Source organism: Pseudomonas sp. PF05, from assembly GCF_056521845.1.
In genome coordinates, this window is the sequence record NZ_JBWLPW010000028.1 from 3743 (window position 1) to 21691 (window position 17949).

The window sequence follows — 17949 nt, forward strand, 5'->3', positions numbered from 1 at the left end:
TCAGTTGCCTTGCGCAGCCTTGGCGGCTTGCAGCTGCCGAGCCTGTTCGGTCAGGCGGAGCTTTTCCTCGGGGCTCATCGCTTCCATGCGCAGGCGTACCTGGGCCATTTTCTCCAGTTGCCCCGGACTGCTCTCTAGCGCCCGCAACGCCAGTGCCAGCGACGCCACGGTCGGATGATCGAAGACCAGTCCCGGGTGAATTTCGCACTGCAACAACTTGCGAATACCGGCCACCAACTTGATCACCAGCAACGAATGACCTCCGGCGGCGAAGAAGTCACGATCGATACCCAATCGCTCCAGCCCCAGCAACTGCGCCATGCGTGCGGCGAGCAATTGCTCCAGCGCATCGCGCGGCGCTGCGTCTTCGCCAGAAGCTGTCGCACCCACCAACTGCTGCAATGCCTTGCGATCGATCTTGCCGTTGACCAGCCGCGGGAACGCTTCGATCAGTTGCATGTGCTGGGGCACCATCACGCTGGGCAGGCGGGCGCTCAACCCGGCACGGGCGGCGTCCAACACGCCCGTCGCGCTACCCGGCTGCGCCACGATAAACGCCAACAGCCCCTGCTCGACCGACGCCGCCGGCAGCACCAGGGCTTCGGCCACCTGCGGCATGCGCAGAAGCACGGCCTCGATCTCCGCCAGTTCAATACGGTACCCGCGCACCTTGACCTGCTGATCACGCCGACCGTACAGCTGGATCGCCCCATCCGGGCGATAACGCGCCAGGTCGCCGGTGCGATACAAACGCTGCGCCGGATCGAACGGACTCTGGATGAACGTCTGCTCATCGGCCTCGGCATTCAGATAGCCCCGGCACAGCTGCGCGCCGCCCAGGTACACCTCACCCAGCACGCCCACCGGCGCCAAGCGCAGCTCGGCGTCCAGCAGGTAAACCTGATTGTTGCCCAGCACCTGAGTCAGCGCCGCACAATCGCCGGCAGCGCCGTCCAGGGCCAATGGATGGATCATCACCCCCACCGTGGTTTCGGTCGGTCCATAGTGGTTGAACACGCGGCAATCGCTGCGCAACCGGGCGATGCGCTCGATCAACGTCGCGGGAATCGGCTCGCCGCCCAGAATCAGCGTAAGCGGCAGTGTCGCCTGCTCACTGTCGAGCAACGCCGCAAGGTGCGACGGCACGATTTTCAGGCAGTCGATCCGTTGCTGCTGCACGTACTGGGCAAACAACGCGCCGTCCTGCATCTGCTCATCGCTGGCCACATGCAGGGTGGCGCCATTGAACAACGCGCCAAACAACGCCGTGTTGCCCAGATCCGCCGCCACGGTGGAGCTGAAACCGACGTTTTTGCACTGCCCCAGCCCCAGGGCCTGACTGGCCTGAGCGGTGTAGTTGAGCAATTGCCGATGCTCGATCACCACGCCTTTGGGCACCCCGGTGGAACCGGATGTAAACAACACGTAGGCGATGTCGTTGCCTTTGGTGGCGAGCGCCGGCAAGGGCGCTGCCGACTGACTGAGTTCAGCCAATGTCAGCGCCTTGTACGGCTGCCCTTGCCAGGCCGGCAGATGTGCCGCATCGGTGAGCAACACGGCCGCGTCGGCCTGTTCCAGCATCAACGCCTGACGCGCCTGGGGCCACTGCACATCCAGGGGCAGGTACGCCGCCCCTATGCGCCAGCTCGCCAGCATTGCAATCACCAGCTGCGCGGAGCGCGGCAACGCCAGCGCGACAATCGAACCCTGGCCCAGACCTTGGTCCTTGAGGCCCTGCGCCACACGGTCGACCCGGGCTTGCAACTGGCCATAGCTCAAGTGCTGATGGGCGTCGGCCAGGGCGATGGCGTCCGGCGTATGAACTGCCAGGTCGGCGATGCGCTGCGGCAGATAACGGCCATCCGCCAATGCCTGCATCGGCGGGTTGATCGCCCGCAAGCGCCGCTCTTCGCTGCGACTGAGCAAATTGAGCTGCGCCAGCGCGGTTTGCGGTGCAGCAAGGATCGATGCCAACAGCTCGGCGTACTGTTCCAGCACAACGCTGGCCGACGCGAGCGAGTAACGCGAACTGGCGTAAGACAGATCGACCGCGGCAAGCCGCTGGGCATCGTCCAATTGAACCTGTAAAAGCAACTCGAACGCATCGGCCTGCGTGAGCATTGGCTCCGGCGCCGCCCAGTTCAGGCCGCCACTGCTCCGGGCACCGCTGGCCTGCCCCAGGGTAAAGCCATAGGCCGGGCGTGCGTCAGGCGCCAGGTCCGGCGTCCAGTACTCCTGCCAGGTGCGATGGGCTTCGAGGCCCGCCGCCAGTTCGCTCAACCACTCGCTGAACGCCATGTTGGCGGGCAACGAAACGCACAGCGGCAGGGTTTTCTCGAACACGCCCACGGCATGGGCGAAGTATTCATAGTCGCCACGGCTGTCATGGCGCACGCCGACCAGCGCCTGCTCAAGCCCGCTCAAACGTCCCAGCAACACCCACCACGCGCCTTGCAGCAGCGTGGCAAGCGGCTGGCCGAGCTGCTCGGCCAGACGGTACAACGCGTCACGCTGGGCAGGTTCCAGTGTCAGCGACACGCACCTGTCGCCTGCACCGGTCTCACTGCCGGCGCTGCGTGCGGCCAGCCACGGCGTGGCGATGTCCGTCTGCAGGCCGTGCAGGTGCTGCTGCCAGTAGGTGCGTCCGGTGGCGGCATCTTCATCCAGCACCACCTCACTGCGCCATTCCAGGTATTGGGTGAACTCCCCCGGCGCGTCTTCCACTCCCTGGATCCCGGCGTAGGCTTGCTGCACCTGCTCAAGCAGCAGATTCAGGGATTGCCCATCGGCACTGCAGCTGGCGATACCCAGCACCAGTTGCCATTGCCGTGGCGCCAGACGATAAAGCCCGGCCTGGAGGCTTTCCGATTCGCCGAGCACAAAAGCGCGACCCATCGAGTCCTTGATCTGCGCCTGGATGTCCTCGGCCCGTTGCTCGCTGGCCTGTACTGTCAGCGGGAAGCGAGCGGCGCTGGCGGCGGCCTGACGCCAACCGTGGAAACCGGCGACTTTGCCCAGCCGCGCCAAGAGCATCGGCTGCTGCGCCAGCAGCGTATCGAACGCGACCTGCAAGCGCTGCGGATCGAGATCACCGTCGATCACCACGTTCAGCCAGCGCAACGCCTCGCCACAGGTCGCCGTGGGCGACAGTTGTTCGAGCAGCGTTTGTTGCTCGGGCGTCAGGGGGAAACTCGGGTCCTGTTGATCCATCCTTACTTCGCTCATGCTCCGGTTTCCTCCAGATTGCGCCTGCCCTGAATCGCGTGCCCGGCACTGGCCGGGTTGTCCAGCGCGCTACGGTCGTACATATCACCCATGGCCACCACGATCTTGCGCGGGCCCTCGAACGGGTCGCGGGCGTGGGCCACCAGCATGTTGTCCAGCAGGATCACATCACCTTTTTGCCAGTCGAAACGCACCGCGCAGGCTTCATACAGCTCACCGATACGCGCCATCACCTCGTCTTCAATCGGTGTGCCGTCGCCGTAATACACATGCCGAGGCATGCGCTCCAGGCCGAACATCGCCAACAGGTCCTCCCGCACGTCCGGGTCCAGCCAATAGATGTGATGCAATTGCACCTGATTGAAGAACGACTTTTCTCCGGTGATCGGGTGCGTGATGATCGCGGGCCCCGGTGTGCGGGTCTGCAACTCGTCGTTATCGAGCCAGCGCCATTGGATGCCGCCCGCCCGACAGCGGGCCTCCACTTCAAGGCGGTCTTCGGTCTTGAAGAAGTGCTGCCACGACACATCGAGTTTGGCGGTGAAGGTGCGTACGTACAGCAACCCTTTGTCTTCGAACGTCTCGCGAAGGTCCGCCGGCAATCGTTCATACATCAACCGGCAATCCACCACCGGGGTCGCGCCGCCTACGGGCGCGGCCTGCTCGCAATAGAACATCTGCTTGCGCGGCCAGCGGTCCTGATGGGAGCTTTCGTTGTGGAACAGGATCATCTTGCGCTCGGGGTACGGCGTGGAACGGTAGGTGTTCTTGCCGCCTTCTTTTTTCGGCAGGTCGCCGTACTGACCATAAAGCCCTGGCTGTACCGCTTCGGCGAACGCTTCAAAACCCTGGATACCGTCCAGCTCGAAACCGCGGAACAGAACGCCCGCATGTTCGGCCAGCTTTTGCTCGATCAGCGGCCGGTTCTGGTGGATCCAGTCGATGACATCCAGATGGGGCTCGCCCGGTTCCAGCATCAAGGGAAAGCGCTGCGGTGCAGCCACCAGTGATTCACGCACCCGCGCCGCACGAGGCTTGGCGAGCGGCGTTACGGAGCGCTTGAGAAACTTGCCCAGTTTGTCGGCCTTGGGCCCTGGGACGGTGGCAGGCGTGACGGATGCCGCCCTGTTGTCGACTGGCATGCTGATAGCTCCCAATTGAATATCCTGATCAGCGACGATCTGTTCCAACAGGGCTGTCCAGGCCTGAATCAGGTGCTGAATACGCTCATGTCCGAACAAGGTTGTGGCGAATTGCCAATTTCCGCGCAATTGCCCTTCTTCTTCGTCAACGAACAACGCCATATCGAATTTAGAATGGGTCTCGAGCGCCGGCAGCATTTCCACGCTCAACCCCGTCATGGCGCGGGTGCGCACCGGCACGTTGTTCATCACGAACAACACTTGGAGCAACGGGTTCATGCCCTTGTGTCGCGGTACGCCCGAGGCTTCGACAATCTGGTCGAAGGGCAAGTCCTGATGCTCCAGGGCACCGAGCAGGTTGTCCTGGGTCTGCCCCAGGAACCGCGAGAACGTGACCGTGGCGTCGAAGTGCGAACGCAGGGGCAGTACGTTGACGAAGAAACCGATCAGCCGCTCCAGCTCGGGTTGTTCACGACCGGCCACGTCGGCGCCGACCACCAGGTCTTGCGCGTCGCAGAGCCGATGCAACAACACCTGGAAGGACGCCAGCAGCGTGCTGTACAGCGTGACACCGGCCTCGCTGGCTAACCGGCGCAAGGCCTCGCTCAGCCCAGTGGAAAGCTGGAACTGCAGCGCATCGCCATCGTAGGACGCGGTCTGGCCCCGGGGGCTGCTCAGTGGCAAGTCCAGGCGCCCTTCGTAGCCGCCGAGCCGGTGTTTCCAGTACTCGGCCTGTCGCGCCAGCACGCCCTGCTGCTCCAGCGCCTGTTGCCACAGCGCGAAGTCATGGTACTGAACCTCCAGGGGCGGCAGCGGCATCGGTTCACCCTTGAGGGACGCCTCATAGCCCTGCACCAGTTCATTGATCAACAGCCCCATCGACCAGCCATCGGAGATGATGTGGTGCATGGCATACAACAACACGTGCTCGGTCGGCCCCAGGCGCAGGATCCGCCCGCGCAACAACGGTGCCTGTTCCAAGTCGATGGGGATGCGCGCGTTTTCCAGCGTCGCCTGGGCCACCTGTTCCTGCTGGGCACTGGGCGACAGGCCAGAGAGGTCGATCACCGGGAAGTCCAGTTGCACCTCATCGGCAATCAGCGCCAGCGGATCGCCTTCTTCGTCTTGAACATACGCGGTGCGCAATACGTCATGACGGCGAGCCACATTGGCAAAGCTGCTCATCAGGTGCGCCACCGACAACTCGCCGCACAGGCGCAGCGCCATGGGCATGCCATAGGCCGACGTACCGCCGGACAATTGTTCGGCGATCCACAAACGTCGCTGCACCAACGACAGCGGTGCCGAACGTCGCGGCCCATGGGCCTTGAGCCGCACCTCATGGGAATCGCCAGCCCGAACCGGTCCATCGGCAGTGCCGGCCATCAGGACCGCCAGCGCCTTGAGCTGCGGATGATTGAACAAGTCACGCAGGCTCAGCGGATAGCCCGTCAGCTTGCGCAAACGCGAGACGGCCTGGGTTGCCAGCAAGGAGTGGCCACCGCGCTCGAAGAAATGGTCGTTGCGACCGACCTGCTCCACTTCCAGCACCTCTTGCCAGATACCGGCGATCTGTTGCTCCAGTTCGCTGACGGGCGCCTCGTAACCGCTTTGCGACAACCCGGTCTCCACCGCCGGCAGGGCCTTACGGTCGAGCTTGCCGTTGGGGGTCAGGGGCAGTTGTTCGAGGAACACCAGGTGCGCCGGAATCATGTAGTCCGGCAGGTGTTCCTTGAGACCTGCCTTGAGCTGAGCGCGCAGGTTGCTTTCGTCCATTTGCAACGCCGGAGCAACCACGTAGGCCACCAGTTGCTGGCCGCCCGGTGCGTCCTGGGCCAGGACCGCCACGTCGCGCACCAGAGGCTGTTGCAGCAGCCGCGCTTCGATTTCCCCCAGTTCGATACGGAAGCCGCGGATCTTCACTTGATGGTCGATGCGGCCCAGGTATTCGAGCACGCCATCGGCGCGGTAACGACTCAGGTCGCCAGTGCGGTAGAGGCGTTCGCCGGTTGTGGAGAACGGGTTGGGTACGTATTTTTCGGCGGTCATCGCCGCGCGGCCAAGGTAGCCACGGGTGATGCCCGCGCCGCTCAGGTACAGCTCCGCCGAGACGCCTTGGGGGGCGGGTTGCAGGTTGGCGTCGAGCAGGTAGCTGGCGGTGTGCTTGAGGGGCCGACCGATGTTCGCCGTGCCGCCGGCGGTGCGGCGGGTCCAGGTGGAATAGGTGGTGTCTTCCGAAGGGCCATAAAGGTCGTACACATGCTCGATTCCTTGTGGGAGTGAGCCTGTGGGAGCAAAGCCTGTGGAAGCAGATCCTGCAAGATCAGAACCTGTGGAAGCGAGACCTGTGGGAGCTAGGCCTGTGGGAGCAAAGCTTGCTCGCGATGGCGGTGGGTCAGTCACACATGGGCCAGCCGATAGGAGGCTATCGCGAGCAAGCTTTGCTCCCACAAGCTTTGCTCCCATAGGCCCTACTTTTACTGTCCCTCCCCCTACTGGCCTTGCTTCTAATGGCCCTGCTTGCACAGGCTCACTCCCACAGGTGGGGTGCTGATAGAGCGCATCCACCAGGCTTTGCTTCAGTGGCTCACCGGCCAGGTTGATAATGCGCACGCTGGCCGGGATCTCATCGCTGCGCAGCAACGCGGCAATCGCCGAGGGCACGGTGTTGATCAGGCGCACCTGATCCCGGGCCGACAGTTGCGGCAATTCCAGGGCATTGCGGGCGATGATCAGCGAGCCACCGTTGGCCAAGGTCACGAACAACTCCCACACCGACAGATCGAAGCACACCGACGTGGAGGCGAGCACACCCTGGATGTCGTCGCGGCTGTAGACCGATTGAGACCAGTCGATCAGCGCCAGCACGTTGCGATGGGCAATCGCCACGCCCTTGGGCTTGCCGGTGGAGCCGGAGGTGTAGATGACGTAGGCGAGGTTGTCCGGCGTGACATGGGTGATCGGTGCACTCAGTGGGTACTGCCCCAGCTCGATCCAATCCAGCATCAGCACGGTGGTTTCAGCCGGCACGCTCAGCGTCGCCGCCACCGCTTGCTCAGTCAGCAACACCCGCGCACGGCTGTCGTCGAGCATGTAGGCCACTCGCTCAACCGGGTAATCCGGGTCCAGCGGCACGTAGGCGCCACCGGCCTTGAGCACCGCCAGCAAGGCGATCAGCAGGTGCTCGGAACGCGGCATCGCCACGCCGACCCGGACTTCGGGACCCACGCCCAGTTCGATGAGCTTGTGGGCCAGGCGATTGGCGCGACCGTCGAGTTCGCTGTAGCTCAGTTGGGTGTTGGAGAAAGTGACGGCCAGGGCATCTGGCGTGGCTTGGGCTTGGCGAGCAATCATCTGGTGAATGCACAATGCTTGCTCGAACGGCGCGCCCACAGGGTTCCAGTCATGGATCAGGCGCTGATGTTCATCGAAATCCAGCATCGACAGTTCACCCAGGCAGCGCTCGCCGCCATCGGTCATCTGTCCCAGCAACTGAGCCAGATGGGCCGCCAGCCGTTGCACCGTGGCCGCCGAGAAGCTCGTCTGCTGGTAGCTCATGTGCACCGACAGTTGCCGATCCAATCCCACCAACAGCGTCAACGGGTAGCTGGTCTGCTCCTGGGTGAGCGGCGGACCAAAGCGCAAACCATCCGGCGCGCCCTGTTCCAGGGCCTGGGCAATCGGATAGTTTTCGAACACCAACAGGCTGTCGAACAGCGCTTCACCGCCCTGCCCGGCCCAGCGCTGGATATCCAGCAACGCGGTGTGCTCGAACTCGCGCAAGGCCAGGTTCTGCCCTTGCACCGTTTGCAGCCAGCTGTCCAACGATTGCTCGGCCCGTGGGCTGGCGATCACCGGCAAGGTGTTGATGAACAGGCCGATCTGCTGCTCGATGCCCGGCAGGTCCGCCGGACGACCGGCCACGGTTGCGCCGAACGCCACGGTGTCTTTGCCGGTGTAACGCTGCAACAGCAGCAGCCACGCGGCCTGCACCAGCGTGTTGACGGTGACTTTCGAGGTGCGGGCGAAGGTTTCCAGACGCCGGGTCAATGCTTCATCCAAAACCTGCACATGGTCGCCATAACCAGCACCGGCCTGGGCCGGTGGTGCAATGGCATCGGCCAGCCGCGTCGGGGCCTCCAAGCGTTGCAGCACGGGCTTCCAGAACGCCTCGCTGGCCACCGCATCCTGGCGTTGCAGCCAGGCGATGTAGTCCCGGTAGCGGCTGCCCGATGCGACGACGGGTTGGCTGCTGTAGCGTTGCAACACTTCACCGAGCAACTGCGAGTTGCTCCAGCCGTCCATCAGGATGTGATGGCAGGTGTAGATCAAGTGGTAGCGGTCCTCTGCCACACGTGTCACCACCAGGCGCAGCAAGGGCGCCGCCTCCAGCGCGAAACCCTGCTGGCGCTGCGCCAGGGCAAGGGTGTCGAGGTCCTCGGACAGCTGCGCACTGGCACGCCAGTCATGGAACAGGAAGGCAACGTCCAGCTGTTTGTGCACGACCTGCAGTGCACGCTTGAATTCACCTTCCCAGACGAAACTGCTGCGCAGCACTTCATGGGCATCCATGGCCGCCTGCCAGGCCTGGCGGAAGCGCTCGACGTCCAACCCTTGGACATCCACCCGCAGTTGGTTGATGTAGCTGCCGGCCTGTTGCTCATACAAGGTATGGAACAGCATGCCTTGCTGCATGGGCGACAACGGATAAATGTCTTCGACTTGCCGGGGCGCCAGTGGCAACGCGTCCAGCTCAGCCTGGGTCAACCCGGCCAGCGGGAAGTCCGACGGCGTGAAACCTTGGTGCGGTGCCTGGCAGCAGTGTTCGATCAGGGCCTGCAACTCTTGGCCGTAGTCCCGGGCCAGCGTCTGGATCGTCGATTCGTCGAACATCTGCGTGCTGAACGTCCAGTCGATGCTCAGTTCGCCGGCGTAGACACTGCCATTGAGGGTCAACCAGTTGTCCAGCGGCGCCAGCGGGCTCTGTGGCGCGCCCGCCGATTCGCTGGCCGGGATGAACAAGCCGTCGGCGTCATCGGCGAATCCGCTGTCGAACTGGCCCAGGTAGTTGAAGGTGATGCGTGGCACAGGCAACGCCTGGAGGGTACGACGGGTCTGCTCATCCCCCAGGTAGCGCAGCACACCGAATCCGAGCCCCTTGTCGGGTATCGCCCGCAATTGCTCCTTGATCGCCTTGAGCGAATCCCCAGCGGTGGCGGCCGGGGTCAAGCGCACCGGGAACAGGCTGGTGAACCAGCCGACGCTACGACTCAGATCCAGATCATCGAACAGCGCCTCACGGCCGTGCCCCTCCAGCTGAATCAAGGTCGAGGCGTCGCCGGTCCAGCGGCCGATCACTCGGGCCAGGGCCGTCAACAGCAGATCGTTGACCTGGGTGCGGTAGGCCGCCGGCGCCTGCTGCAAGAGTTGTCGGGTCTGGTTTTTATCCAGCCGCGTCTGAACCTGCGCCCCATGGCACCTGCGCAGTTCGCCCTCGGGCCGGTCGCAAGGCAAATCGGCGCGAGCGCCCTGCAGTTGCCCTTGCCAGTAGGCCATTTGGGCCTGTAACGCCGCACTGCCGGCATGCCCCTGCAGCCGTTGCGCCCAAGCCTGGGTGGCGCAGGTCTTGGCGGGCAGTTCCAGGGCCTGGCCGGCTTGCAGTTGTTGATAAGCCTGTTGCAGGTCTTCCAGCAGAATGCGCCAGGACACCCCGTCCACCACCAGGTGATGGATCACCAGCAGCAACCGTTGGCTGCCATCGGCCAGGCGCGCCAAGACCCCGCGCAACAGCGCGCCGTTGTACAGTTCGAGACTACGCTGGGCCTGTTCGGCCAACCGTTCAAGCGCCGCAGCATCTGCCACGTCGGTCGTCCACAACAGGGGTGAGCGTTGCCAAAGCGCCTGCTGCTCGGCGAGGCTTTGATGGCGAGCGGTCCAGGTGTCGTGCTCACGGGTGAAGGCCAGGCGCAAGGCATCGTGGTGGGCAACCAGTGCCTGCAATGCCTGCTCCAGATGAGCAGCATCCAGCGGCCGCAGCCCCTTGAGCAGCACCGATTGGTTCCAGTGATGGGGCTCGGCCATGTCCTTTTCGAAAAACAGTTGCTGGAACGGCAGCAACAGTGCGTCGCCCGTCACCGGGCCCTGGTCGATGCCCGGGCCGCTGGCCCCCTGGGTCGCCACGCTGGCGAGGCCCTGGATGGTCTGGTGGACGAACAGATCCTTGGGACTGAAATGAACCCCGGCCTGCCGCGCCCGGCTGACCATCTGGATCGAGATAATCGAATCGCCCCCCAGCTCGAAGAAGTTGTCACCCACCCCCACTTGCTCGCGCCCGAGCACGCTTTGCCAGATCGCGGCCAGGGTCTGTTCGAGGGCGGTGATCGGTGCGATGTAAGCCTTCGGGCTGGCGCTGATATCGGCTTTGGGCAGCGCCTTGCGCTCCAGTTTGCCGTTGGGGCTGACGGGCATTTTTTCCAGCCACACCCAGTGCTGCGGCACCATGTAATCGGGCAAGGACCGGCTCAAATGCTCCTTGAGGCGACCTTGCAGCACCTGGCGGACGGCGTCTTCGGCGCTCAGCAGTTCAGCGCGGGCTGGCACCAGGTAGGCCACCAGCAAGGTGCCGTCCTGGGCGATGACGACGGTTTCGCGCACCTCGGCGTGCTCGGCCAGGCGCGCTTCGATTTCCCCCAGTTCAATGCGCAAGCCACGGATTTTCACCTGATGGTCCATGCGCCCGGCGTATTCAATCACGCCATCGGCGCGGTAGCGCGCCAGGTCACCGGTGCGATACAGCCGCTGCCCCGTGCCGAAGGGGCCGGTCACGAAGCGTTCGGCGGTCAGCGCCGCGCGTCGATGGTAACCCCGGGCCAGGCCCTCGCCAGCCAGGTACAGCTCGCCCGTCACACCGACCGGCACGGGCGACAATTCAGCGTCCAGGATGTAGGTGCCCAGGTTGGCAATCGGCTGGCCGATCGGCACGCTGTCGCGACCATCCTCGACACAGGTCCAATGGGTGACGTCGATGGCTGCCTCGGTCGGACCGTAGAGGTTGTACAGGCTGGCATTCGGCAGTTTGGCGAACACCTGCTGCTGCGCATCCACCGGCAGGGCTTCGCCACTGCACACGATCCGCTTCAGGCTGGAGCATTGGGCCACGTGCGGGTCTTGCACAAACGCCTGCAACATCGACGGCACGAAGTGCAACGTGGTGATGCGCTGCGCGGTGATCAGCTCAATCAACTGCGTCGGGTCGCGATGAGCGCCCGGCGCGGCCACCACCAGCGTCGCGCCGGTCAACAATGGCCAGAAGAACTCCCACACCGATACGTCGAAACTGAAAGGGGTTTTTTGCAGCACGTTGTCGGTGGCATCGAGCCCATAGGCCTGCTGCATCCAGCACAGCCGATTGACCAGGGCCGAATGACGATTGCCCGCACCCTTGGGCTTGCCGGTGGAGCCGGAGGTGTAGATCACATACGCCAGGTTTTCAGGGTCGACGTCGACGCACGGATTGGCATCGCGACCGGCTTGCGGCCCGTCCTCGGGCTGATCCAGCAGCAGGCAGCGAATGGCCTCCGGGACGGGCAACGCGTCCAATAAATGGCGCTGGGTCAACAGCAGACCGATGCCGCTGTCGTCGAACATATAGGCCAGGCGATCCCGTGGATATTCAGGGTCCAACGGTACGTAGGCACCGCCGGCCTTGAGAATCGCCAACAGCCCCAGGACCATTTCCACGGAACGCTCGACGGCGATACCCACCAGCACATCCGGACCGACCCCCTGAGCGATCAACCGATGTGCCAAGCGGTTGGCCCGGGCGTTGAGTTCGGCGTAGGTCAGGCGTTGCTCGCCGAACACCAGTGCCGGGGCGTCCGGGGTCCGCAACACCTGCTCTTCGATCAAGCTGTGCACGCTGCGATCGAGCGGGTATTGGACCGCCGTGGCGTTCCACTCCACCAGTATGCGTCGGCGCTCGTCAGCGTCCAGTAACGCCCACTGCGCAACGGGGCGGTGCAGGTCCTGCACCAAGCCTTGCAACAGGTTGAGCCAATGCTGGCCCATGCGTTCGATGGTGGCCGACTCGAACAGATCCGTGGCGTAAGTCAGGGCCGCGTGCAGGCCTTGGGCGCTGTCGCTGGTGTCCAGGCTCAGGTCGAACTGCGCGGTGCGCTGCGCCCAACCCATAGGCTCGATGGCCAGATCCGGCAAGGCAGTCGTCAAGGCCGTGTCGGTTTCGTTGCGATGGTTGAACATGGCTTGGAACAGCGGGCTGTGACTCAGGTTGCGTTGCGGCTGCAGGGCATCGACCAATTGCTCGAACGGCAGGTCCTGGTGCATCTGCGCCGCCATGGCCGTCTGCTTGAGCTGTTGCAGCAAAGCGGCGCCGGTCAAGTCGCTGTGGAATTCGGCTCGCAGCACCTGGGTATTGACGAAAAACCCGATCAATCGCTCGGTTTCCAGGCGCTGGCGGTTGGCAATCGGCACCCCGACGCGAATGTCGGCCTGGCCGCTGTAACGGTGCAACAACGCTTGGAAGGAACCGAGCAACAGCACGAACAACGTGATGTTTTCCCGGCGAGCCAAAGCCTTGAGGTCGTCGCTCAACGTGCGATCGAGCACAATCGGCAACCGCGCGCCGCGCATGCTTTGCTGGGCCGGGCGCGGATGGTCGGTGGGCAGTTCCAGCAGCGGTTGTTCATCGCCCAGTTGTTCGGTCCAGTAGGCCAGTTGCCGGTCGCGCTCACCGGCAGCCATCCATTGCCGTTGCCAGACGGCATAGTCGGCGTATTGCACCGCCAGGGCTGGCAACTGCGCCGACTGCCCCTGGATGAACGCCGAGTACAGGCTCATCAGGTCATCGACCATCACCTGCAACGACCAGGCGTCGGCAACGATGTGATGCAGAGTCAGCACCAGGATGTGCTCTTGCTCGCTCAGCGCCAGCAGGCCGACGCGCAACAGCGCATCGTTCAGCAGATCGAACGAGCGTTGCGTCTGCTGCTCGATAAATGCCTGGATACCGGCCTCGTCATCCACCGCCAGACGCTGCTCGACGAAGTCGACCTGCCCCTGGGCACGCATCACCTGACAGGTCCGGCCATCGTCTTCGACGAAGGCGGTGCGCAAACTTTCGTGACGCTCCAGCAGCGCTGCAAAACTGTGACGCAGGGCGCCTGTATCCAGCGCACCGTGCAGCCGTAGCGCCGTCGGAATATTGTAGGCGGCGCTGTCGGGATCCATTTTCCACAGGAACCATTGGCGTTCCTGGGCAAAGGACAATGGCAACGGCTTGTCACGGGGCACCGGCACCAGCGCCAACGGTTGTTCACCGTGGCCGGCGTCGAGGGCCTGCACAAAATTCTGCAACGTGCTGTGTTCGAACAGACTGCGCAACGGCACTTCGATATCCAGCGCCCGACGGACCCTCGACACCACTTGGGTCACCAGCAACGAATGCCCGCCCAACTCGAAGAAGTTGTCCGCAAGCCCGACACGCTCGAGCTTGAGCACCTCCTGCCAGATCGCCGCCACCTGTTGCTCACGGGCACTGCCGGGCGCCACATAGGCACGTTGCAACTCGCTGGCATCCGGGGCCGGCAACGCCTTGCGATCGACCTTGCCGTTGGGCGTCAACGGCAGTTGCGCGAGGAACAGCAGATGCGCCGGCACCATGTATTCCGGCAATTGCGCCTTGAGCGCGGTTTTGAGCGCGGTGCGCAATGAGGCCTCGGCATCCGCTTGCGGCACTGCGTCAATGGGCACTACATAGCCCACCAGTTGCGCGCCGGTCGGCCCTTCATGAGCCACCACCACGGTTTCCCGCACACTGGCCTGGGCCAGCAGCGCCGCTTCGATTTCCCCCAGTTCAATGCGCAAGCCGCGGATCTTGACCTGATGGTCGATGCGGCCGATGTACTCGACTACGCCTTCAGCCCGATAGCGGGTCAGGTCACCGGTGCGGTACAGGCGCTCGCCCGTGGTGGAGAACGGGTCCGGCACAAAGCGTTCGGCGGTCAGGGCCGGACGCTGGAAGTAACCGCGGGCCAGTCCGTCGCCACCGATCAGCAGTTCACCCGGCGCGCCGGGCGGGTTGAGCGTCAGGTCGCTGCCGACGATGTACAGCGCCGTGTTGTCCAGGGGTTGGCCAAGGAACGGACGGCTGTTTTCAGGGCTCAGCGGATGCACCGCCGACCAGATCGTGGTTTCGGTCGGGCCGTAGAGGTTCCAGACCTTCGGCGAAAACGCCAGCAGCCGTTGCGCCAACTCCTGGGGCAACGCCTCGCCGCCGCACAGGAAGGTGCGACCGGCCAGCAGCGCAGATTGTTCGTGATCCAGCAACATGCGCCAGCTCGAAGGGGTGGCTTGCAGCACCGTCACGTCGTGCCGTTCGATCAGCGCCAGCACCGCCTGCGGGTCCTGGTGCACGTTCTGCCCGGTCAGCACGACGCTGGCCCCGGCCGACAGCGGCCCATAGATTTCCAGGGCAAAAATATCGAAGGAAAAGGTGGTCAACGACAGCATGCGATCGTCGGCCGTGAGACCTGGCTGGGCGAGCATGCTGGAGACGAAATTGCTCAGCGCGCCATGGCGCACCATCACCCCCTTGGGTTTGCCAGTAGAACCAGAGGTGTAGATCACGTAGGCCAGGTGCTCGGCGCTCAGTGGCACCGCCGGGCATATGCTCGGTGCGTCCTGCAAGGCAGCATCCGGCTGGTCCAGCAACAGGGTTTCGAGCGTTGCCGGGATCGGTAATCGAGCCTGCAAACGGGCCTGGGTCAGCAGCAACTCGATGCCGCTGTCCTGGATCATGTAGGCCAGGCGATCCTCAGGGTACGCCGGGTCCAGTGGCACGTAGGCGCCGCCGGCCTTGAGGATCGCCAGCAGGCCGACAATCATCTCGGCGCTGCGCTCCACCGCGATCCCCACCGGTTGGTCAGGCGTCACGCCCAGGGCAATCAAGCGGTGGGCGAGCTGGTTGGCGCGTGCGTCCAACTGCCCGTAGGTCAGGGCCTGCCCATCGATCGTCAGCGCCAGTGCGTCCGGGGTCGCGCGGGCCTGTTCGGCGATGCGCTGGTGTACACACGCAGTGGGGCCATGATCAACCACACGGTGCCAATCTTGCTGCGTCAGACGCTGCTGGGTGGCATCGAGCAACGGCAACTCGCCGATACGTTGCTGCGGTGCATCGACGATACCTTGCAGCAGGTTCTGCCAGTGCCGGGCCAGGCGTTCGATGGTCTGAGGTTCGAAGAGGTCGGTGGCGTAGGTCAGCTCCGCGACCACACCCTGCCCGGTTTCATACGTGCCCAAGGTCAAATCGAACTGGGCGGTGTGCCCCTCCCACACCAGGTCCTCGATGCTCAGTTGCGGCAATTGCATCTGCCGGTCCTGGGTGTCGCTGGCGGTCTGGTGGTTGAACATGACCTGGAAGATCGGGCTGTGGCTGAGGCTGCGCTCCGGCTGCAGGGCCTCGATCAACTGTTCGAACGGCAGGTCCTGATGAGCCTGGGCGGCCATGGCCGACTGCTTGACCTGGGCGAGCAAGCGGTCGAACGGCATTTGCCCATCGACATCGGCGTTGAGCACCTGGGTGTTGACGAAAAAGCCGATCAGGCCCTCGGTCTCGACCCGGTTGCGGTTGGCCACCGGCACCCCGACACGAATCTGCGGCTGGCCGCTGTAGCGGTGCAGCAAGGCCTGGAACGAGGCCAGCAACACCATGAACAGGCTGGCCCCTTCGCGCTGGGCCAGTTGTTTGAGCGCCGCGCCCAGTTCCGGTGGCAGGTTCAAGTCCAGGCGCGCGCCACGAAAGCTCTGCACGGGTGGGCGCGGATGATCCAGCGGCAACGCCAGCACCGGCTGTTCGCGGCCCAGGGTCTGGACCCAATAGGCCAATTGTCGCTCGCGCTCACCGGCTTCGAGCCAGTGGCGTTGCCAGATCGCATAGTCGGCGTACTGCACGGTCAGTTCCGGCAAGACCAGGGACTGGCCGGCAGTGTCGGCGGCGTAATGGCGCACCAGTTCGTCCACCAGCACCTGCATCGACCAGCCATCGGCAATGATGTGGTGCTGGATCAACACCAGCACGTGGTCGTCCTCGGCGATGTTCAACAGCGCAACCCGCAGCAACGGCCCTTGGCGCAGGTCGAACGGACGGGCGATTTCGCGCTCGACGAACGCCTTGATGCTGTCGTCCTGGCTGAGCGGCGAACCGACGGGCAACGCCTCGACCGCGATGCGCAGGGGCATTTGGCGGTGGATGACCTGCACGGTCTGCTCGCCGTGCTCGATGAAGGTGGTGCGCAGGCTCTCGTGGCGCTCGACCAGGGCGTTGAAGCTGCGCTCCAGGGCCGCTACGTCCAGCCGTCCTTGGAGGCGCAAGGCGCTGGGGATGTGGTAGGCCGAGCTGCGGGGGTCCATCTGCCACAGGAACCACTGGCGTTCCTGGGCGTAGGACAGCGCGATCTGTTCGAATCCGGAGCGGACCTCGGGGATCGGCAGGTTGGCCGGCGAGACGCCCTCTTCGAGCATCTTTTCCAGGTAGCGCTTACGTTTGTCCAGCGGCAGAGTGATAAAGCGCTTGGCAATCCTCAAAGCAACACTCTTGTCCATCAGACTTCCTCCATTTCATCAAGCAGGGCTTCCAGCTTGTTCAGTTTCTGTTCATCGATCGGCCCGTCCGCTGTGTCGAGTTGCGCGACAAATTCCCCCAGGACGGGGTGCTGGAAAATCAATTGCGGGGTCAGCGTCAACCCCAGTTCGAGCGCCATGCGCGAGACGGCATTGACCGCCAGCAGCGAATGACCGCCCAGCTCGAAGAAGTGATCGTTCAGGCCCACGCGTTCCACCGTGAGCACTTGGGACCAGATCGCCGCCACCTGCTGTTCAAGCTCGCTGGCCGGGGCGACATAACCGGCCTGCAACAGGCCGGTCTCCACCGCTGGCAGGGCCTTGCGGTCGAGCTTGCCGTTGGGGGTCCGGGGCAGTTGCTCGAGGAACAACAGGTGCGCCGGGATCATGTAGTCCGGCAGATGTTCACGCAGGGCGACTTTGAGTTCATCGCGCAGGGCGCGTTGGGCTTCGGTGGCATTCAGGTTCAGCGCCGGGACGACCACATAGGCCACCAGTTGCTGAGCGCCCGATGCGTCCTGGGCCAGGACCGCCACGTCGCGCACCTGGGGTTGTTGCAGCAGTCGCGCTTCGATTTCCCCCAGTTCGATACGGAAGCCGCGGATCTTCACTTGATGGTCGATGCGGCCCTGGTATTCGAGCACGCCATCGGCGCGGTAACGGCTCAGGTCCCCAGTGCGGTACAGGCGTTCGCCGGTAGTAGAGAACGGGTTGGGTACGTATTTTTCGGCGGTCATCGCGGCCCGGCCAAGGTAGCCACGGGTGATGCCCGCGCCGCTCAGGTACAGCTCCGCCGAAACGCCTTGGGGCACGGGTTGCAGGTCGGCGTCGAGCAGGTAGCTGGCAGTGTGCTTGAGAGGCCGGCCAATGTTCGCCGTGCCGCCGGCGGTGCGGCGGGTCCAGGTGGAATAGGTGGTGTCTTCCGAAGGGCCATAAAGGTCGTACA

3 protein-coding genes (1 of these 3 running past the window's edge) are annotated in these 17949 nt (G+C 64.0%); all 3 read right to left on the reverse strand.

Features of this window, described 5'->3' with window-relative positions; translation table 11 throughout:
* Tightly spaced (each overlapping or abutting the next), the 3 genes in view from AC09SL_RS28040 to AC09SL_RS28050 form a layout consistent with a single transcriptional unit that may run on beyond the window.
* Window positions 1-3225, reverse strand: a complete 3225-nt coding sequence (locus AC09SL_RS28040; protein WP_058542698.1) for a non-ribosomal peptide synthetase — start codon at window positions 3223-3225, stop codon at window positions 1-3.
* Complete coding sequence (locus tag AC09SL_RS28045; protein ID WP_479571968.1) at window positions 3222-16985, reverse strand: non-ribosomal peptide synthase/polyketide synthase; 13764 nt, start codon at window positions 16983-16985, stop codon at window positions 3222-3224. Before AC09SL_RS28045 ends, AC09SL_RS28040 begins: the two co-directional genes overlap by 4 nt.
* On the reverse strand, window positions 16985-17949 hold the end of the coding sequence (locus tag AC09SL_RS28050) for a non-ribosomal peptide synthetase (RefSeq protein WP_064107116.1). 11950 nt of this gene lie beyond the right edge of the window; only the last 965 of its 12915 coding nucleotides appear in the window; its start codon lies off the right edge, out of view — the gene reads right to left on this strand; it ends in the stop codon at window positions 16985-16987. Before AC09SL_RS28050 ends, AC09SL_RS28045 begins: the two co-directional genes overlap by 1 nt.